We start from the raw sequence: 20846 nt of genomic DNA on the forward strand, positions 1-20846 counted from the left end.
AGGACGTGGACCAATGGAAAAACATACAGGAACAATTGAAGAGATAATATACCACAATGAGGAAAACGGATATACTGTTGGAATAATGGAAACTGATGATGATGTCGTAACTTTTACCGGAACCTTTGCAAATCTAAGCGAAGGAGAAACCATGTGCCTCACAGGAGAGTGGGGATATCACAAGAGATACGGGAAGCAGTTCCATGTGGATAGTTTTGAGATAATACTGCCGGATTCCCTCATGGGTATTGAGAAATACCTTTCATCGGGACTTATAAAGGGCGTAGGGAAGTCTACGGCCAAAAGGCTTGTGGAACATTTCGGTGAAAAGACTCTTGAAATAATGCAGTACAATCCCGGTCTTATAACAGAAGTTGATGGAATAGGCGAGAAGAAGGCTGCAATAATAACCGAAAGCTTCAGGGAGCAGATTGAAATCAAGGAGATAATGATGTATCTCCAGAAATATGGAATAACGCCATCCTATGGGATCAGGATATACAGGAAATACGGGAAGGAGACAGTTGATAAGGTCAGTGACAATCCATATAGACTGGCCGAGGAAATCGACGGCATAGGTTTCAAACTTGCAGACAAGGTTGCGGGAACCATGGGAGTTGACAGGAACTCTGAATTCAGGATAGAGGCGGGAATAAGATTTGTTCTCATAGAATCCGCTTCGGAAGGTCATACTTACGTTACAAAATCTTTCTTGAAGGAACGGGCTGAATTGGTTCTGGGAGTTAGGATAGAGTACATAGATGCAGTAATATCGAATATGGCCTTCAGGGGACAGATTTTTGTGGAGAACATAAATGATGTTGAATGCATATACTATACACCGTATTACTATGCCGAATCCGGTACTGCCAACAAACTGGTGAACCTTTACACCAATTATCAGCCTGAAAAAAAGAAGAACATACTAAAGATAATCGAAAACATAGAAAAGGAAAATGTAAACAAGCTCACTGAAAAACAGAAGGAAGGCATAGTCAAGGCACTTGAAAACGGAGTATCGATTATAACAGGAGGACCCGGTACAGGGAAGACTACCGTAATCAACACCCTTATAAGGGTCTATGAAGAACTGGGCAGGGAGCCGGCCCTTTGTGCTCCGACGGGAAGGGCTGCAAAGAGGATAACTGAAACTTCCGGAAGGGATGCAAAGACAATCCACAGGCTTCTTGAATATACATTCAGCGAGGATACAAATTCCCTTTTCTTCAACAGAAACGACGAATCTCCCCTGGAGTATGATGCAATAATTGTAGACGAAATGTCAATGGTGGACATCCTCCTTATGAATTCAATGCTTAAGGCTGTAGAACCGGGAACAAGCCTTGTCCTCGTTGGAGATGTCGACCAGCTTCCATCTGTCGGACCGGGAAACGTTCTGAAGGACATAATAGAATCGGGAGTAATTCCTTTCACAAAGCTTGACAAGATATTCAGGCAGTCGGAAACAAGTCTCATAAAAGTCAATGCCCACAAGATAAATAAAGGGGAAGCTCCCGCGTATAATATTAAGGATGGAGACTTTTTTTTCATAAGAGCGGAAGAAGGAAAGATTGGTGAAACAATAGTATCCCTTTGTTCCGACAGACTTTCGTCACACTATGGCCTTAACAGTCTTGAAGACATACAGGTCCTGTCCCCCATGAAGAAGGGGGCATCGGGTACCATAGAGCTAAACAGGATGCTCCAGGCTGCCTTGAATCCCGAATCCGACAGGAAAACTGAAAGAAAACATGGCGACTACATTTTCAGGGTAGGCGATAAGGTCATGCAGATAAAGAACAACTACCAGCTGAAGTGGACAATAGAAAAGTCTGACGGGGAAGACGACAAGGGAGAGGGGGTTTTTAACGGCGACATAGGCTATATAAGGTATATTGATCTTAAGGATGAAAAGTTGTGGGTTGAATTCGACGACAGAAAGGAAGTGGAATACAATTTCGGACAGCTTGATGAATTGATTCCAGCCTATGCAGTTACAGTTCATAAAAGCCAGGGTAGTGAATTCCCTGCGGTAGTAATTCCGGTAACATGGGCACCTCCCATGCTGCTGAACAGGAACCTCTTCTACACTGCAGTTACAAGAGCGCAAAGGCTGGTGGTTCTTGTGGGATACGAGAAATACATAAAGATGATGATCAGGAACAACAAAATAATGGAAAGATACTCCGGACTCGACTACAGGCTTGCCCACATAAGGGATTTTTTGGTCTAGATACAGCGACTATGTCGCGATAGCTGCGAAGCGGATAGTATCAGCGTAGCAAAATCGCTTAAGTCTAGACACAGCAACTAAAGTATAAATTAATATGAATGATATAATATGGACATGACAGAAGGTGAAGATGGATTGAAGATATTTGATGATATAAAAATACTGGATGAAATTGCTGAAATACTTGTACCGGAGAAAAACCTTTGCTATATCTGCAACTACAGGGATGAATATATTGGAGATTCCCATATATGCAAGTCATGCAGTGCAGATGTTGACAAGCTTGAAGGACTCCTGTGCAGGAAGTGCTCGAAGCCCTTGGACCATGACGCAGACCTTTGCGACGAATGTCTCTCAAAAGTGAAGTGCTTTGAAAGAGCCGTCGCACCTCTTGAATATAAGGGACTGTCAAAAAAACTTGTCAGGGACTACAAGTACGGTGGCAAATCCTACCTGTACAAGCTTTTCGGACAAATGTTAGTTGAAAGGCTGGAGAAAGAGGAAATTCGTGGATTTGATGCAATAGTTCCAGTCCCTCTCCATACTTTGAAGATGAGAACAAGAGGATACAATCAATCTGAATTAATTGCAAAGTATATCTCTTTAAAAATCGGACCACCTGTGTTAAAATTAATTATAAGAACAAAGAAGACGGTTCCCCAAAGCAGTCTGACAGGTGAAGAAAGGTGGACAAACGTAAAAGACGCCTTTGAGTATTCTGGAAAACCGGGAATGATTTCAAACATTTTGCTGGTCGATGATATTTATACTACGGGAGCAACCCTCAATGCATGTGCGTCAATATTGCGGGAAAACGGTGCCAGTAAAATATGGTGTGCCACAATAGCAAGATAACAGCATCAAAGATTGAATAATTATTAACAATGTTATAAAGTTTTGGAAGTTATCCACAGAATGATGGTTGAAAACAAGGGTTGTTAACAGAGTTGTACACAATTTGTATAATCACCTTTATGAATAAATATTTTTGCTTAGCTTGATAATGTAACATAAATCTTGTTTAAAATACCCTCCAAATGGGTATATTAAAAATACAAACATAGAAAGGGGACAGACATATGAAAACTAAAATATTTGGAAAGAACATCAACGTAACACCTAGCTTGAAAGACACTGTTGAAAAAAAGGTAAGCAGACTGGAAAAATATTTTTATAAGGATGTGGAGGTAAAGGTAATACTCAGTGTCGAAAAGCTAAGACAGATTATTGAAATCACAGTTCCTTTTGCTGGTGTAGTTCTAAGAGCTGAAGAAGTGACAGACGACATGTATCACTCAATTGACAATGCAGTGGATACTCTGGAAAGACAGATCAGAAAACACAAGACCAAGCTACAGAACAAGAAACACATGCCGGAGACTATAAGATTCGACAATATCGAACCCCTTGAATATGAAGATGAATCTAAAATAGTCAAGACAAAGAGATTTGCAATGAAACCAATGAATGTTGAAGAAGCAGTGCTTCAGATGGATCTTGTTAATCACAATTTCTTTGTTTTCCTAAATGCCGACACAGAGGAAGTTAACGTTGTATACAAGAGAAGGGATGAAAACTACGGATTGATTGAACCCGAGTTTTAAAAATTGTAATAGAGAGGCTGTTTGGAATGATTTCCAGACAGCCTTTTTGAATAAATTCGCTATGATAGTCATTGGAGAATTCAAAGAATACTTAAAGTTCAGAAAAGATTGACTATTGTCTTGTAAATGAAAATACTATAAAGTATAATTGTTTCTAGTCGATGAATTACAATATGATTTTCAAGGGAGGATTAGAGTTGTTCATATATGCAGTTGCCATAGGATTGATAATAGGCAAGGTGGGAAGAGGCAAGTTTGAAAGGATAGGATATGTAAACATAAGACTGCCGTTTTTGATTATTCTGAGTTTTTTGATTCAGGTTTCTATTTTCATGCTCAATGTCGGACTGGTAACCATAAATGACAGGCTTCTTGACATACTCCTTGTTTCATCATATATATCCATAATAATTGCAATGCTTGCAAATCTTAGGATAAGATATATGGTAATTGTATTGACAGGAGCTGTTTTTAATTTTATAATGGTGATTCTCAACGGGTTGAGGATAGGCCTGACCCTTGAAAATGCACAGAAAGTCTACAGCAGTGAGATAGTACAGCTACTGAAGGCGGACAGTGTAAGGTTTTTCAAACTGATTCCCCAGGAGAAGAGCATAATGGGAGGAATAATTCCATTCAACAAGTTCTTTGTATACCCGTCAGTTGCAACATTGGGAGATCTACTCATATTTGCGGGAATCATACTGATAATACAGCAGATAATGACAGACAAAAATATAAGAAAAGGACGAAACTTTGGCTATTCAAAAGGACTTTTCAGATAAGACGTGGAGGTCGAAACATAAATGTCCGGTAAAAACTTTTTAAAGGGAGCTGCCGTTTTGGGAATGGCAGGGCTCATAGTTAAAATAATTGGTGCGATATACCGCATACCATTGACGAATTTAATAGGCACTGAAGGAATAGGATACTATCAGCCGGCATATCAGGTTTACAACCTTCTTCTGGTAATATCGCTGGCTGGATTCCCAACGGCAATCGCAAGGCTTGTATCTGAAAAGAGAGCCCTTGACAATCCTGAAGGAGCCCATCAGATATTTAAAATTTCAATGAAGGTAATTCTTGTCATCAGCATATTGTCTTCACTTGTGATTTTTATTTTTGCCCAAAATATTGCAAATTCCATAGGATATCCGGGTACATACTACTCACTTCTGGCATTGGTGCCTGCGCTTTTCATAGTACCTGTCATGAGTGTATACAGGGGATATTTCCAGGGAATGCAGAATATGGTTCCCACAGCGATGTCGCAGGTCATCGAACAACTGGTTAGATTTGCAACAGGACTTTCCCTGGCATATATTCTAGTGGATAAAGGACTGCCAGAAGCGGCAGGAGGAGCGTCATTTGGAGCTTCGGCAGGAGGAATTGCAGGATTTCTCCTTATCTTTTTCATATATTTCAGAAACAGGAAGACCATCAAGGGAAACATTGCATCGGCAGGAAGCAACAGCACAGATGAAAGCAAAAGAGTTGTTAAGAGGCTTCTTACCATAGCTGTTCCAATAACACTGGGTGCTTCCATAGTGCCCCTCATGGGACTAATAGATGCAAAGCTTGTTTCAATGAGGCTTTTGCAGATAGGATATACGGTGACGGAAGCTACCGACTTGTACGGACAGCTAAGCGGTACGGCACAGACCTTTATCAATTTCCCACAGGTCTTCTCAATTGCAATAGCAATGAGCCTTGTACCAAGCATATCCGAAGCATTTACAGTAAATGATATGGAAAACCTGAATCACACGGCAAGTCTAGGAACAAGGACAGCCCTTATTATAGGACTGCCTTCAGCCGTTGGTCTGTATATATTGTCTGAGCCTATAATAGCCCTTTTTTATCCGGCCCTTGGTCCGGACAAGCATGTAAGTGTAGGGCAGCTCCTTGCAATACTTGCAGTGAGCGTAGTGTTCCTGACCCTTGTACAGTCGCTCACGGCAATACTGCAGGCTGTTGAAAAGCAGAGAATACCTGTGAAAAACCTTGCAATAGGAGCAGTGGTAAAGATAGTACTTACATATATACTGGTAGGAATTCCTGCTCTCAATGTAAAGGGTGCAGCTATCAGTACTATAGCTGCTTATCTGACTGCAGCGTTGCTTAATTATTTTGATCTTAATAAATATACCGATATACATGTGAATATACTCAAGGTAACAGTTAGACCTTTCATTGCATCGGCAATAATGGGTGCAATGGTTTATGGAGTATATACTTTGGCATTTGGAGTCCTTGGCATGAAAATGGCTGCGCTGGCTTCGATAGCTGTTGGTATAGCCGTATATGCAGTAGCTCTGCCTGTAACTGGAACCATTACAGGCAAGGATATGGACCTTCTTCCCAAGGGAGAAAAAATTTATAGCATAATGAAGAAAATAAAACTTATGAAGTAGGTATAAAATGGGTAAGATAAGTATAATGGGTCTTGGAACGGGAACCATGGATGAAATGTCGGTCAAATCATACAATGTGTTGAAGGGCAATCTTCCAAAGTTTTCAAGAACTGAAAGACATCCGATATTCGATGAAAACAAATTCGACAATTTGATTCACTTCGATTCCATATTTGAAGAGAAGGGAAATATTGAAGATGTATATGATGAAATAGAAAAGACACTTATAGCTGAAATGGAAGAAAACGGACATATTCTCTACATTGTTCCCGGATCCCCCTTGAATGGTGACATAATAACCGAAAGGTTAAGGGACAATGACGTGATAGATACTGAAATATTGGACAATATGAGTTTTCTTGACAAGGCAGTGAAAATGGCATCGACCCAGGGCAGCATAAAAGCAATGAATGGGAGCGATGAAAATCATGATTTTGACATCCATTCAGGCAACATTGTGTGCAATGTTGAAAGTCTTAGCATGGCAACCAAGCTAAAGCTTGAAATGACTGAAGTGTACCCGCCGGACTGTAAAATCCGAATATTTGACGTATTAGCGAATAAAAATGAAGAAATTTCATTATTCGAGCTGGATAGACAAAAAAATTATGATTATTCGACATATATTTTCATTGAAAGTATTGAAAAATCAATGTTAGGGTTGTATAATATTATTGATTTGAAAAAGACAATGTCCTTTTTAAGGGGACCGGACGGTTGCCCATGGGACAGAAAGCAAACTCACATGTCATTAAGAGAATGTGCCATCGAGGAAGCATATGAAGTTGTAGAGGCTATAGAAAACGACGACATAGAAAACATGGTTGAAGAGCTGGGTGATTTGCTTCTCCAGGTTGTATTCCATTCACAGATTGCTGATGAAGAGGGATACTTTAATTTTGAGGACGTTACAAAGCATATTTGTGAGAAACTTATTAGAAGACATCCTCATGTTTTCAAGGACAAGGTTGCTATAGATGCAGACCAGGTTGTTCAGACATGGGAAGAAATAAAGAATCTTGAAAAACAGGTTGAATCCTATACTGGAAAATTGCATAAGATACCAAAGGCAATGTCCCCTCTGTCCAGAGGATACAAGATACAGAAGGTGGCTGCTGAAATAGGATTTGACTGGCCTGATATTAAAGGGGCCGTTGACAAGGTAAATGAAGAACTTCAGGAGCTTATGGAAGCATATGAATCTATGGAAAAGGATAAAATAGAGGAAGAACTCGGTGATCTGTTCTTTTCTCTCATAAACTTTTCGAGATTTCTTAAGATCAATCCTGATATTGCACTCAGCAGAACCAATGCCAAATTCATAAAGCGATTTGGATTTATTGAGAAGAATGCTGAAAAAGACTTGAAACAGATGACGCTTGAAGAAATGGACAACTTGTGGGAAACATCAAAAAGGCATTAATTCCTTAAGGAATTTGCAATATTAAATTTATATAGGAGGGTTTTATTGTGAATAAAGCTGAATTAGTAGCTAACATGGCAGAAATGGCTAAGAGTGCTGGAAAAGAAGGAACTAAGAAAGAGGCAGAAATGTACCTTAACGCGTTCATGGACACAGTTAAGGATGAACTGGTTAAAGGTGAGAAAGTACAATTAGTTGGATTCGGAACATTTGAAGTAAGAGAGAGAAAAGCAAGAAAAGGTAGAAATCCAAGAAACCCAGAGCAAGAAATCGAAATACCAGAATCAAAAGCACCTGTATTCAAAGCAGGAAAATCTTTAAAAGAAGCAGTTAACGAATAATAAGAAATGACTAAATCAGACCACCTTAATGGGTCTGATTTTTCATTAGGAGTAGAATATGAGAATAGACAAGTTTTTAAAAAATTCAAGGATAATAAAGAGAAGGACCGTTGCCAAGGAAGCCTGTGAAAAGGGTAGGATATTGGTGAATGGGAAGACTGCAAAGCCGGGGACGGAAGTTCAGGTTGACGATGTAATTGAGATAGTTTTTGGAGACAAGACTATGAAAGTGGCAGTTGAACAGCTTACCGAGCATGTGAAGAAGGATGATGCCCAGGCCATGTACAGGATACTGACATAGTCCTGATATCAATCTTGACAACAGTCATAAAATAATATATATTTTATATATTGTAAAAGACTTTGAAGGGAAGAGTAGGTTTTGAAAAGCAGTTTAGAGAGCCGGAGATGGTGAAAACCGGTCTGTAATAGAAGCTGAAGATGGCCCCCGAGTTGCAGGATTGAAACCAAGTAGGTCCTGTCGCAGTCCAGCGTTACGGGCAGGTTTATAACCCCTGAGGTGTATTTCGCGAGGAATTCACGAAAAAGAGTGGTAGCACGGATATATTCGTCTCTTATTTTTATAAGAGGCGTTTTTTATTTCTACACACATGCCGCTTGCTGGATTCGAAATAATATAATTTTTGCCTCCCTACTCAATTCAACACAACAATCTTTGTTTATATAAGGTTGATTGTCGTGTTTCAATTCGAGACCTCGATAAAAATTATATTATTTCTAAGTAGTAGAAAAGGGTAGTTGTTTAATGGTAAAAGGTTGGAGATCAGTTAAATTATTCGGATATTGGTGAGGTCTCGAATTCGAGGTTCGTCAATTTTCCTTATTGATTTGAATTGACGTTCCGAGTGAGTAGGGAACCAATATCTGAATAATTTGCGACCCTATGGAAAAGAAAAAAATAAGATACGAATAAAACTAAAAGGAGCAATTATGAACAAGGAAAAATATTATATCACCACGGCTATTGCCTATACTTCGGGCAAGCCGCATATTGGAAACACTTATGAAATAGTACTGGCGGACAGCATTGCAAGGTTCAAGAGGCTTGCGGGTTACGACGTGTTCTTCCAAACTGGAACAGACGAGCATGGGCAGAAGATCGAGCTTAAGGCTGAAGAGGCGGGAGTTGAGCCACAGCAGTTTGTCGACGGTGTTGCAGCTGAGATCAAAAGAATATGGGACATAATGAATACTTCTTACGACAAGTTCATAAGAACTACTGATGCAGACCATAAGGAAGTGGTACAGAAGATATTCAAGAAGCTTTACGACCAGGGAGACATATACAAGGATGAGTACGAAGGATGGTACTGTACACCCGACGAGTCCTTCTACACTGAGGGACAGCTTGTAGACGGCAAATGTCCCGATTGTGGAAGGGAAGTGTACAAGACAAAGGAAGAGGCTTACTTCTTCAAATTGAGCAAGTATGCGGACAGGTTGATGAAGCATATAGAGGACAATCCTCATTTTATCCAGCCTGAATCAAGAAAGAACGAAATGATAAACAACTTCCTTAAGCCTGGACTTCAGGACCTTTGTGTTTCAAGGACTTCATTCAAGTGGGGAGTGCCTGTTACCTTTGACGAAAACCATGTGATCTATGTATGGATCGATGCTTTGTCAAACTATATCACCGGTCTAGGATATACTCCTGACGGCGAGTGTGGAGAGCTGTTCAAGAAGTACTGGCCTGCAGATGTCCATCTGATTGGAAAGGATATCTTGAGGTTCCATACGCTTTACTGGCCTATTATGCTTATGGCTCTTGACGTTGAGCTTCCAAAGCAGGTGTTTGGACATCCTTGGCTTCTTGTGGGTGACGGAAAGATGAGCAAGTCCAGAGGGAATGTAATATATGCGGATTTCCTGGTTGAGCACTTTGGTGTTGATGCAGTGAGATACTTTGTTCTTCATGAGATGCCTTTTGCAAATGACGGAACCATAACCTATGAGCTTCTCATTGAGAGAATAAATTCGGAGCTTGCAAACATTCTGGGAAATCTTGTCAACAGGACTGTTACAATGGTAAACAAGTATTTTGACGGAAACATCCTTCCTCAGGGAGAACTGGAGGCAATAGACAGGGAGCTTATTGAACTTGCCCTTGCAACCCCTGGAAACGTCAATGCAAAAATGGATGAATTGAAGGTGGCGGACTCAATAGATGAGATATTCAAGCTTTTGAGAAGGAGCAACAAGTATATTGACGAGACCATGCCTTGGGTTCTTGGAAAGGACGAGACAAAGAAGGAAAGGCTTGGAACAGTACTCTACAATCTTCTTGAGTCAATCAGGATTGCGGCTGTATTGCTGGAACCATATCTTCCTGAAACATCGGAGAAGATAATGAAGCAGTTGAATACTGAAGTGAAGGGATGGGATAGCCTTGAGGAGTTCAACGGAATAAAGGCAGGAGACAAGGTAGGAACTCCCGAGATTCTTTTCTCAAGACTGGATGCAAAGAAAAAGCTTGCTGAGCTTGGAGGAGAGACTGAAGAGGCGGAAAAGCCAAAGGAAGAAAAGAAGGAACAGAAGAATAAGAAGAAGGAAAAGGAAGAAATATCAATAGATGATTTTGCCAAACTTGACATGAGACTTGCAGAGGTGTTGTCAGCTGAGAAGCATCCTGATGCCGACAAACTTCTGGTTATCCAGCTCAAGGTAGGCGAGGAGAAAAGGCAGGTTGTTTCGGGAATAGCAAAATGGTATGCGCCAGAAGATCTTGTTGGAAAACAGGTAGTAATGGTTTACAACCTGGCTCCTGTTAAACTCAGGGGTGTTGAGTCCCAGGGAATGATTCTTGCAGCTACCAAGGGCAAGAAATTGACTCTAGTGTCCACCCTTGAAGAATTCAAGGATGGAGCAAAAATATCTTAGGAGACAATTTATGATAATGTATCAATTGGTTCTGGTATTTGGAACGGTAATGCTGGTTCTGAATATCAAGAATAAAATAAAAAATGCAAAAAACAAAGGGAAAACCCTTTTGAAGTTTACTGCCGACAACAGGATAATGAATATGATGAGTGTATTGGTATTTGGAATGCTGGCACTTATGGGTACATCCATGGTCAGAAATATTCAGGCAGGCAATGAAATATCAACTTTGGAACTGACGCAATATGTAGCTACAATGGTTCTTTTTGTGGCAGTTATGCTTAATACTCTGGGAAGCACCTTGCTTACTGAGGGAGGCATACTGAAAAGCAATACACTGATTAAATGGGAAGACATCAAGTCTGTGGAATGGATCGGATTCAAAAAGAAGACCTGCAAACTCATAATCAACTACAATGTAGGTGGAACAATGAGAAGCCAGAGGATTACAGTTAAGGATGACAAGATTGAGAAAGAGAAGGCAGTGTCATTGATCAAGCAGTACAGAAAAGCTTCCAAAAAGAAAAAGTAGGTGTAGATATGTTGGTAGACAGTCATGTACATTTGGACGATAAAAGATTTGACAAAGACAGGGAAGATATCATAGACAGATTTGAGGAGGCTGGACTTGCATATGTCCTTCACTCGGCCTATGACCTTCAGTCATCGATTAGAGCCGTCAATGCTTCGGAGAAGTACGACAGGATCTATGCATCTGTAGGATACCACCCACATGATGTGAAGGATTTGTCGTATGAAACCCTGGAAGTGATAAAGTCCCTTACAAAGAAGGAAAAGGTTGTGGCCGTAGGGGAAATAGGGCTTGACTATTACTATGACAATTCCCCGAGGGACCTTCAAAAGAAGTGGTTCAGGGAGCAGGTAAGGATGGCCAGGGATTTGGACATGCCTTATATAATCCATGACAGGGATGCCCATGGAGATGTTCTGAATATAGTGAAGGATGAAAAATACAGCAATACAAGGGGTATAATGCACTGTTATTCAGGCAGTGTAGAACTTGCCAGGGAATATGTGAAGCTTGGTTTTTTGATTTCTCTTGCCGGACCTGTTACCTTTAAGAATGCAAAAAAGGCAAAGGAGGTGGCCAGGGAGATACCCCTTGAACACCTTCTCATAGAGACTGATTGTCCATATCTAACTCCTGTACCATACAGGGGAAAGAGGAATGAACCGGCCTATGTAAGATACGTGGCCGAGGAAATAGCCAGGATAAAGGAAATACCATATGAAGAGGTGGCAAATGCCACTACTGAAAACTTCGTGAGATTTTTTGATATTTAAACGAGAAACAAAGGGTAATATTTTTGAATGCACCTTCAATTATGATATAATTGTCATATTGGAGGTGTTTTTTTGAAGGATAAAAATGTATTGTCAGGAAATGCAGCAATAGCCAGAGGTTTCTTTGAAGGCGGTGGAACTGTTGCTTCAAGTTTTCCGGGGTCTCCAACAGTGGAAATTATGCATGTCTTGAATACCGAATACGACGGCATATACTCCGAGTTTTCAGTAAACGAGAAGGTGGCCCTGGAAATAGGCATAGGGGCATCCTTTGCAGGTGCAAGAACCCTAGTGTCCATGAAGCATGTAGGAATGAATATCTGTGCTGATCCTCTGATGACCTTTACGCAGACAAGGATCAATGGAGGTTTTGTTCTTGTGTCGGGAGATGATCCGGGTATGCTAAGTTCCCAGAATGAACAGGACAACAGGATATTCGGCAAGTTTGCCCACATGCCCATACTGGATCCCAGTGATTCCCAGGAAGCCAAGGACTTTGTGAAATATGGCCTGGAGATGAGTGAAAAATTCAATGCTCCCTTTATGCTCAGGATTACGAGCAGGCTTTGCCATTCGAGAAGCATAGTCAAACTTGAAGAAAGACAGGAACATGAATTCACCGGCTTTTCGAAAAAACTTGAAGATTATGGAATGATTCCTCCTAACACTTTTCGTAAGCAATACGACATGAAGGAAAGGATAGAAAAATTATCCGATTATGCTGAAGAGTGGGAAATTAATTATTTGGATAAAAGAACAGGAAGGGGAGTGCTGTTGATAGCATCCGGAATCATCTACGAGAATCTCAAGGAACTTGATCTCGATATAGATATATTCAAGTTGGGAATGATTTACCCTCTACCGGTAAAAAAACTCCAGAAACTGAGCAATAAATATGAAAGGATTATAGTGATTGAGGAAATGATGCCTTTCATAGAAAATGAATTGAAAATAAATGGAATAGACTGCAGGGGAAAGGAGTACTTCTCCTTCACGGGAGAGCTGAATACAGAGGATATTGAGAAAGGTCTTTATGATGCCGGTGTCATAAAAGACATTGGTATTGCGGAGGAAGTCAGTGAGGAAACAGTTGCCAGGATTCCCATGTTTTGTGCAGGATGTCCACACAGACCGGTATTTGACATACTGAAAAAAGCCAAGGCAAGTGTAATAGGCGACATAGGATGTTATTCAATGGCCGTTTTGCCACCCCTTAACATCTTGAATTCCATTATAAGCATGGGTGCATCCATAGGTATAATGAAGGGAATGTCTAAGGCATATTCAGTTGCCGGGGAAAATGAACCATTGGTAGCTGTCATAGGAGACGGTACCTTCTACCATTCAGGAATGCCTTCTATGCTTAACATGCTGCACCAATTGGATCCGGACTACAACATGACCCTTCTGGTACTAGACAACGGCACGACAGCCATGACGGGAGGACAGACAAATGCCGGAACCGGAAGATTCGGTGACGGATATGACATGAATGTCAGCATAGAGAATCTCATAAGAACCATGGGTTTTGACAGGATAAGAGTCGTGGATCAGTTCGAGTACAAGGAAGCTTCTGAAATCATAAAGGAAGAACTTAAGCACCAGGGTCTGTCAATAGTCATTACCACCAGACCATGTGCCCTGAACTTCAGGATAAGGGAAACGCCTTTCAGGGTTGATCCGGATATATGCATAGGATGCAGAAGCTGTGTAAGGACAAATTGTCCCCCTATTGCCATGAAGAAGTATGAGGGTATTGAAAAACTGAAATCTTCAATAAATCCGGATTTATGTGTCGGTTGTTCTGTTTGTGCCCAGGTATGTCCAGTCAATGCCATTAAAAGAATGGAGGATGGAGATGAATAGTTACAATATAATATTGTCCGGTGTAGGTGGCCAGGGACTGATACTTACAACAAAGATTATATGTGTTGCCGCAATGAAAAAGGGATATGATGTCAAGAGCAATGATGTTGTAGGTCTTGCCCAGCGAGGCGGCAAGGTATGGGGAAGCGTCAAGATAGGTGAAAAGATTCATTCTCCGAATATTCGGAAGGGGAAAGGGGACATTCTGCTTGGAATGGAAATGCTGGAAGCCATGAGATGGGTCGATTTTCTAAAGGAAGATGGTCTTGTTATTATGAACGAATATAGAATACCTCCGGTTCCTGTAATTACTGAAAAGGAGGAATATCCAAAGGATATAGGCAGCTTTCTCGGAAATGACAGGAAATTGATAACAATAGATGCCGGTGGAAAAGGTAGGGAAATTGGAAGTGTGAAGGTTGCCAACACTGTTCTTATAGGAATATTGGCTTCTGAGACGGATATAGACAAGAACTGTTGGCTGGAAGCTATAGAGGAAAATGTACCAGACAAGTTCTTGGGAGAAAATTTCAAAGCATTCGAAGCAGGCTATGGAATAATATAAAAAAACAAGGAACTCAATTTGGGTTCCTTGTTTTCTTATATTATTCCTGGTGTAATCTACATCGACTTGAAGAAGCGTTTCACGCTCTTCTTCATCAGTGATTTATATTCTTTCCTGTCCAGCAGTTCTTCATGTACATCAGTAGGCTTTTCTTCGTGGTAGGTTTCGATAAGAAGTTTCTTTGACCTTTCAATATCTACATGTTTAAGCGACTTAAGCTTAAGGTGCAGGTCAAAATCTTCTAATTCTTCCATGATATCATCAAAATAGTTTCCCGTTATTTCCTCATCGAAAAGTCGCATGAGTTCCTTAACGGATTTGCCCAGATCCTTATCTGACAAGTCAAATTCGTTGTTCAGGGTAAGCTTGCTTGAGTTGAACTTGAAATACTCGTCAAGCCATAAATGGGCATAATAGCCAAGAACAAAGGATTTTGTCTTCTTGTCCATTTTTTTGAAATTGAATCTTTCGTAGAATTCCCTTACATCGATATCATCATCCCCGTTTTCATCATTCTCTTTGAGGAAGTGATAGTCATAGTATGATTCTTCATCTGGAAAGGTGTCCGGTGATACTATTCCGAGAAGAAAGCTGCATAAATGTACATCGTCATCTGCGTTTTCAGCTATTAGCTTTGAAAAGTGCAGATGAGTACTTAACTGTGGCATAGTTTTTTACGTCTCCTAGTTTTATTTCAATAAATTATATCAGAAAAAACAATAATTAGCAATTGTCATATGCAACTACTGTTCAGCCAAACTGTTTGAAATTTTGGCAAAATCCTCAATCCCCAGCTTTTCTCCTCTGATACTGGGGTTATATCCCAGATTTTCTAGGACTTCCTTCAGTTTATTCTTGTCAATATCCCTGATTGTTCCGCTAACGGAATTTATTATAGTTTTCCTTCTCTGTCCAAAGGCGCCTTTTATGAGATTAAAGAAGAGTTTCTCATCCTTTACATCCACGGGAGGTTCTTCATAGATTTTCATTACTATGACAGCAGAGTCAACCTTTGGCTGGGGGATAAATACTGTTTTTGGAACTATGAACTTGATTTCAGGATTTGCATAATACTGTATTACAGCGGAGATGGCTCCGTATTCCTTGCTCCCCGGAGGAGACTGGAATCTTTCTGCAACCTCCTTTTGTATCATGACCGTTATGGATTCAACCTTTACCCTGTCCTCCAGTATCTTCATTACTATAGGTGTTGTAATATAGTAGGGGATATTAGCAACCACCTTTACATTTGAATCGCCGAATTCTTCTGAAATTATTTTTTCAAGGTCCATCTTCATGAAGTCGTCATAAATTATTTTCAGATTTTCATAAGGTAGTGTTTCTTTGTGAATTTCAATGAGATCCCTGTCTATTTCTATGGAAACAACTTTATTAGCCCTTTCACATAGGAACTGTGTAAGGGTTCCGATTCCCGGTCCTATCTCTATAATGCAGTCATCTTTTGTTATTCCGGCAGCATCACAGGTGTTTTCAATTACACTTCCGTCTATTAAAAAGTTTTGTCCAAGTCCCTTTGTAAGGCTGAAGCCGTATTTCTTCAATATTTCCTTTGTGGTGCCCGGGTCATGCAGTTTTTTATTCATCATCTTCTATCACCTTGTCTATTGCGTCTTCAAATTCCTTTCGTGTAACTCCGTAGCTGTTGAGCCGTTTGAGAAACTGCTTTCCCGAGCAGTGTCCTATGTTTAAGAGTTCTCCAAGTACCTGTCTTCTCTCTGCCGAGTTGGGAAATCCTGTGAGACCGTAGTCTACCATGTCTTTTTTTGTGAATACTTCCTTTTCATCAGTCACTACGGCTCTTGCATTTTTTAGAGCTTCTATTATAACATCTGGAGAGGCATTTTCAACTCCGACATTTCCGTCTTTAAGGGCGTTGCTTTTGGATATGTAAGCATGTTTCACGTTTGTCAGGTTCTCACTTACCCAGTATCTTATCTTCTTGCCTGGGAAATCTGGATCGGTCAGTACTATGATGCCTCTTTTCTCTGAAGCCTTCCTTATTTGTTCCAGTTTCTTGTCTGTGATTCCCAGCCCGCTTGTGGTTATTATTTCGGCATCCACTGCAGCCTTAACTGCGGAAACATCGTCCTTTCCTTCAACCACTATAATTTCCTTTATCCTTAATTTTTTATTACTGTCTTTCTTGTTGTTTTGGTTATTCATTTTTACTCCTCATTTGCTATCACCTTATTATAGTCAAAATTTTACATTTTTACCAATGTTATTTGAATAGAATTGTGATATAGTATTAATGTATAACTATATTATTGTTGACGGAGTTGTATTTATGAAATACAAATATGTGGTATTTGATTTTGACGGAACACTGGCGGACACTGAAGACATAGTGTTTACCATATATCTGGACCTTGCAGATAGATTTAAACTGAAAAAAGTGTCCAAGGATGAACTTTACAAACTTAAAAAGCTTAGCGCCTTTGAGGCGATAGACCATTTGGATATAAAAAAATGGGATCTTCCAGGATTGTTAAGAAGAGGAAGAAAGGTTCTTCATGGAATGATAGAAAACATTGACCTTTGCAAGGAAAAGATGAAGGATGTTCTCCAGGAAATGGAAAAGAACAATATTATGGTTGGGGTGCTTACTTCAAATTCCAAGAAGAATGTATTTAAATTCATAAACAAGCATGACCTTGACATGTTTACCTTCATAGAGAACACAGGACTTAGGGGAAAGGAAAAAAAGCTGCTGAAGCTCATTGCCAAATATGGAATGAACAAGGAGCAGGTGCTTTATGTTGGAGACGAAATTAGAGATGTTAAGGCAATGAAAGAGATAGGTGTGGATGTGGCTGCAGTGGACTGGGGATACAATCACAGGGAAAGTCTTGAGGAATCCAATCCTGATTATCTTGTCAGCGAACCGGAAGCACTGCTTGAAATTTGTTACGGACAGGGTGATGATCATGAATAAGATCGGAAAGTTGAGAGAAATTATAAAAAACAGCAATTATATAGTTTTTTTCGGTGGAGCGGGAGTATCCACAGAGAGCAATATTCCGGATTTCAGATCCGAGGAAGGATTGTACAGTGCCAGGGAGGTTTATAACCATTCTCCCGAGGAGATGCTGAGTATAAGCTTTTTCAACAACCATACTGAAACTTTTTACAGATATTACAGGGAATATATACTCCATCCGGAAGCTCAGCCCAATGATGCACATAAAACTCTTGCAATGCTTGAGAAGGAAGGGATATTGAAGGCTGTAATAACTCAGAATATCGACGGTCTGCATCAGAAGGCCGGCAGCAGGGAGGTTCTTGAGCTCCATGGTTCAGTTGAGAGGAACTACTGCAGCTCCTGCCATAAAAAATTTGGACTCGAATATATAACCGATTCAATAGGCGTGCCTAAATGCAACCGATGTGGAAAACTTGTAAGGCCTGATGTTGTACTTTATGGTGAGGGACTCGAAACGGAAGTAATTGACAAATCAATACATTATATTGAAAATGCAGACACCCTCATTGTTGGAGGAACTTCCCTTGTTGTATATCCGGCAGCAGGGCTCATAAGATATTTCAAAGGGAAAAACCTCGTATTGATAAACAAGTCTGGAACACCCTTTGATGCCAGAGCAGATCTGGTAATAAACGAGTCAATAGGGAAAGTTTTAAAAAAAGCTGTTGAAAACACGTTTCAAACGAACCTTTGATTGAAATTAATAAAAAACATTCGCTTTAGAATGTTTTTTATTAATTTTTTTTTTGTAAAACCTTTTCCTTTCATAATTGTTCTTGCCAATACACGAAAGTTATGATAAAATTTCTAGCATAACATTCATTATCAGGAGGAATTTATGAACAGAGTTTATTACGTTAAACCGGAAAACCAAAACAAAGAGTATTTAACTGAAATGTTGAATGAACACCCAGAAATCATGTTTGTATCTTTTATGGGTATTGATATCGGTGGAAATGGAACAGATGAAAAGATTCCAGTGGAATTATTCCTGGAAGATATGGAAACAATGCTTAAATACGGTATTCAGACAGATGGATCTTCAGTTGAACTTCAGGGGATTGCAACACTCAACAATGCAAGGGTTGACCTTGTGCCTGACCTTGAAAGCACATGGTTTGTAGACTACAACTACGAATACCACTGTGAACAGAATGGACTTCCCGTAGGATCTCTAAAGATACCTGCATTCCTTGAGCATGACGAAAAGAAAGTTTGTTCAAGATCCATATTAAAGAGAACAGTTGAAGTTTACAAGACTAAGATGATTGAAATATTCGAAGCAAAGCCGGAGCTTGCTAAAAGCCTTGGATTTGAAGTTTCAGACATTGACGAAGTAGTTCTTACATCGGCTACTGAGCTTGAACTTTGGGTAAATACACCTGATGATGAAGCAGATATTGAAGAACTTTCAACTTCACAGACTCTTAAGGAGCAGTACTGGAAGAGAACTCACGGTATAGTAAGGACCGTAATGGAAAAATGTATAGTAGAGCTTGGGAAATACGGACTTGAGCCTGAAATGGCACACAAGGAAGTTGGTGGAATCGCCAGCAGAGTTGGTACTACAGGAAGACTCAAGTATGTAATGGAGCAGCTTGAAATAGACTGGAAATATGCAGATGCAATGCAGTGTGCAGACAATGAAATTGTTGCAAGAGAAATAATTGAAGACTTGTTCAGGAGCCACGGACTTGAGGTAACATTCATGGCCAAGCCTCTTGAAGGAGTTGCAGGAAACGGAGAGCACACTCACTTTGGAACTGCGGTAAAACTTAAATCTGGTAAATTTGTCAACCTCTTCTCTCCAGCGGATATGACAAAAGAGTACTTGAGTGAAATAGGATACGGATCATTGATGGGACTGTTGAGGAACTATGATGTTGTAAATCCGTTTGTTTCATCTTCAAATGATTCGCTGAACAGGCTTAAGCCTGGATTCGAGGCTCCTGTATGTGTAGTTACATCACTTGGACACACTAAGGAAATACCTTCAAGAAACAGATCAATCCTTGCAGGTGTAATCAGAGACCTTACAAATCCTATGGCTACAAGATTTGAGCTTAGAGCTCCAAATCCGCTTTCAAATACATATCTTGTGCTTGCGGCTTCGTACATGGCTATGCTTGACGGAATAGAAGCGACTGTGAAATCAGGTCTTACTATGGCTCAGCTTGAGAAGGAAATTTCAAAGGCTGCAGGTGATGACAGCTTCTACCTTGAGAAGGATAAGATGTACAGAAGTGAAGACGATGTGTTCGAGCACTATACTGAAGAAGAAAGGGTTGCACTCTTCGGAAAGGCTCCTTCAACAGTGTATGAAAACATTCAGGGACTTAACCACGGTGGCGAAAGAATTAAGCTCCTTAAGAATGGTGGAGTATTCACTGATGCACTTATAGAGTCCTACAAGCTTGTTACTCTTGACAAGTGGTCTACTGAGCTTGTTGGAAGAATTATTCCAAACAATGCGGCAGTACTTAGAAGCTTCGACAAGCTTCACACGGACCTTGCTACAGACTTGGACGTAATCAACTGGGAAAAGCTTAATTCTCTAAGAGTGGAACTTATGAAGGACAGCACTGCTGCTAAATCTTTGTTCTCTAGAATAAGAAATGCAATAGAATCAGGGGATTACGAGACTGCATCAGATCTTCAGATTGAAATGAACGAGAAGATGACAGCTGCAAGACAGATGTACTTAGACTACAAGAGAAACATAATATAACAATAACATCCTATATAAACTTGAAACCCGGCTATGCCGGGTTTTTTGTTTTGCGTTTTTTATTCATATGATTATTATTTTACTTCCTTTTGTGGTAGAATGAATATGAATTGAAACTGATTAATTCAAGTTGATACGATTATTCCAAGTAAGTTTCGTACTAATTTACCCCCAAATTTAAGTTCAGTTGAAGCATCCAAACTTAAATTTTAGAATAAATAAACTCAACTATATACTTGGACTGATCGCGTGTTAATAAAGTTTTAATATTATTTTCATTTTATTTATATTTAATGTGTATATAATTTCAAGTTGAATGTAATATACAAGTATAGTAATGTAGTTTTATCTCATAACAAGTTTCGTACTGATTCATATAACATTTGAAATACAATTGAACCGTTTATATTTCAAACAACACATGAATCAACTCAACTAAAGTTATGATATAAATACGATATT

At 39.9% G+C, this 20846-nt stretch carries 19 protein-coding genes and 1 other annotated feature; of the genes, 16 read left to right on the plus strand and 3 right to left on the minus strand.

The window, feature by feature from the left end:
• The first annotated feature begins 13 nt into the window (after positions 1 to 13).
• The 13 genes from recD2 to BUB05_RS12895 all read left to right on the plus strand — a co-directional run bounded on the left by recD2 (position 14) and on the right by BUB05_RS12895 (position 14652).
• Positions 14 to 2233, plus strand: a complete 2220-nt coding sequence (gene recD2 / locus BUB05_RS12835) for an SF1B family DNA helicase RecD2 (RefSeq protein ID WP_073050020.1) — start codon at positions 14 to 16, stop codon at positions 2231 to 2233.
• Positions 2234 to 2341: 108 nt separating this feature from the next.
• Positions 2342 to 3088: a ComFC family protein gene (locus BUB05_RS12840; RefSeq protein WP_094762922.1), complete on the plus strand. Its 747-nt coding sequence runs from the start codon at positions 2342 to 2344 to the stop codon at positions 3086 to 3088.
• 224 nt (positions 3089 to 3312) lie between these two features.
• Positions 3313 to 3837 (plus strand): ribosome hibernation-promoting factor, HPF/YfiA family, encoded by a 525-nt coding sequence (gene hpf, locus BUB05_RS12845; RefSeq protein ID WP_073050021.1) that lies wholly within the window; start codon positions 3313 to 3315, stop codon positions 3835 to 3837.
• A 197-nt stretch (positions 3838 to 4034) separates the two neighbouring features.
• Positions 4035 to 4622 carry a DUF5317 family protein gene (locus tag BUB05_RS12850; protein WP_073050022.1) on the plus strand — a complete coding sequence of 196 codons (588 nt, stop codon included), beginning with the start codon at positions 4035 to 4037 and terminating at the stop codon, positions 4620 to 4622.
• A 21-nt stretch (positions 4623 to 4643) separates the two neighbouring features.
• Positions 4644 to 6251, plus strand: a complete 1608-nt coding sequence (locus tag BUB05_RS12855; RefSeq protein WP_073050023.1) for a putative polysaccharide biosynthesis protein — start codon at positions 4644 to 4646, stop codon at positions 6249 to 6251.
• Positions 6252 to 6258: 7 nt separating this feature from the next.
• Complete coding sequence (gene mazG / locus BUB05_RS12860; RefSeq protein ID WP_073050024.1) at positions 6259 to 7674, plus strand: nucleoside triphosphate pyrophosphohydrolase; 1416 nt, start codon at positions 6259 to 6261, stop codon at positions 7672 to 7674.
• 47 nt (positions 7675 to 7721) lie between these two features.
• Positions 7722 to 8015 carry an HU family DNA-binding protein gene (locus BUB05_RS12865; RefSeq protein ID WP_073050025.1) on the plus strand — a complete coding sequence of 98 codons (294 nt, stop codon included), beginning with the start codon at positions 7722 to 7724 and terminating at the stop codon, positions 8013 to 8015.
• Positions 8016 to 8073: 58 nt separating this feature from the next.
• Complete coding sequence (locus tag BUB05_RS12870; protein ID WP_073050026.1) at positions 8074 to 8316, plus strand: RNA-binding S4 domain-containing protein; 243 nt, start codon at positions 8074 to 8076, stop codon at positions 8314 to 8316.
• A 53-nt stretch (positions 8317 to 8369) separates the two neighbouring features.
• Positions 8370 to 8594, plus strand: a binding site (T-box leader).
• Positions 8595 to 8966: 372 nt separating this feature from the next.
• Positions 8967 to 10916: a methionine--tRNA ligase gene (metG, locus tag BUB05_RS12875; RefSeq protein WP_073050027.1), complete on the plus strand. Its 1950-nt coding sequence runs from the start codon at positions 8967 to 8969 to the stop codon at positions 10914 to 10916.
• Between the two features lie 10 nt (positions 10917 to 10926).
• Complete coding sequence (locus BUB05_RS12880) at positions 10927 to 11448, plus strand: DUF986 family protein (protein WP_073050028.1); 522 nt, start codon at positions 10927 to 10929, stop codon at positions 11446 to 11448.
• Positions 11449 to 11456: 8 nt separating this feature from the next.
• A complete protein-coding gene (locus BUB05_RS12885; RefSeq protein ID WP_073050029.1) occupies positions 11457 to 12221 on the plus strand; it encodes a TatD family hydrolase in 765 nt (254 codons plus the stop codon).
• Between the two features lie 72 nt (positions 12222 to 12293).
• Positions 12294 to 14087, plus strand: a complete 1794-nt coding sequence (locus tag BUB05_RS12890) for a thiamine pyrophosphate-dependent enzyme (protein WP_073050030.1) — start codon at positions 12294 to 12296, stop codon at positions 14085 to 14087.
• Entirely contained in the window at positions 14080 to 14652 is a 573-nt protein-coding gene (locus BUB05_RS12895; protein WP_073050031.1) for an indolepyruvate oxidoreductase subunit beta, read from the plus strand. Before BUB05_RS12890 ends, BUB05_RS12895 begins: the two co-directional genes overlap by 8 nt.
• A 56-nt stretch (positions 14653 to 14708) precedes the next feature.
• On the opposite strand, the gene BUB05_RS12900 is transcribed toward BUB05_RS12895, so the two are convergent.
• The 3 genes from BUB05_RS12900 to rnmV all read right to left on the minus strand — a co-directional run bounded on the left by BUB05_RS12900 (position 14709) and on the right by rnmV (position 16836).
• Positions 14709 to 15320 carry a hypothetical protein gene (locus tag BUB05_RS12900; protein WP_073050032.1) on the minus strand — a complete coding sequence of 204 codons (612 nt, stop codon included), beginning with the start codon at positions 15318 to 15320 and terminating at the stop codon, positions 14709 to 14711.
• A gap of 75 nt (positions 15321 to 15395) precedes the next feature.
• A complete protein-coding gene (gene rsmA / locus BUB05_RS12905; RefSeq protein ID WP_073050033.1) occupies positions 15396 to 16259 on the minus strand; it encodes a 16S rRNA (adenine(1518)-N(6)/adenine(1519)-N(6))-dimethyltransferase RsmA in 864 nt (287 codons plus the stop codon).
• The gene (gene rnmV, locus BUB05_RS12910) at positions 16249 to 16836 is read right to left on the minus strand and encodes a ribonuclease M5 (protein ID WP_073050034.1); all 588 of its coding nucleotides are present in this window, start codon (positions 16834 to 16836) and stop codon (positions 16249 to 16251) included. Before rnmV ends, rsmA begins: the two co-directional genes overlap by 11 nt.
• 124 nt (positions 16837 to 16960) lie before the next feature.
• Here rnmV and BUB05_RS12915 point away from each other — a divergent pair, with 124 nt between their 5' ends.
• The 3 genes from BUB05_RS12915 (at position 16961) to BUB05_RS12925 (ending at position 20384) form a co-directional block, all read left to right on the plus strand.
• Positions 16961 to 17608 (plus strand): HAD-IA family hydrolase, encoded by a 648-nt coding sequence (locus BUB05_RS12915; protein WP_073050035.1) that lies wholly within the window; start codon positions 16961 to 16963, stop codon positions 17606 to 17608.
• Positions 17601 to 18350: an NAD-dependent protein deacylase gene (locus tag BUB05_RS12920; RefSeq protein ID WP_073050036.1), complete on the plus strand. Its 750-nt coding sequence runs from the start codon at positions 17601 to 17603 to the stop codon at positions 18348 to 18350. The genes BUB05_RS12915 and BUB05_RS12920 overlap by 8 nt, the downstream gene beginning before the upstream one ends.
• Before the next feature lie 144 nt (positions 18351 to 18494).
• Positions 18495 to 20384 carry a type I glutamate--ammonia ligase gene (locus BUB05_RS12925; RefSeq protein WP_073050037.1) on the plus strand — a complete coding sequence of 630 codons (1890 nt, stop codon included), beginning with the start codon at positions 18495 to 18497 and terminating at the stop codon, positions 20382 to 20384.
• The last annotated feature ends 462 nt before the right edge of the window (positions 20385 to 20846 follow it).

The sequence above is a fragment of the Dethiosulfatibacter aminovorans DSM 17477 genome (assembly GCF_900142005.1).
Classification (GTDB): Bacteria; Bacillota; Clostridia; order Tissierellales; family Dethiosulfatibacteraceae; genus Dethiosulfatibacter; species Dethiosulfatibacter aminovorans.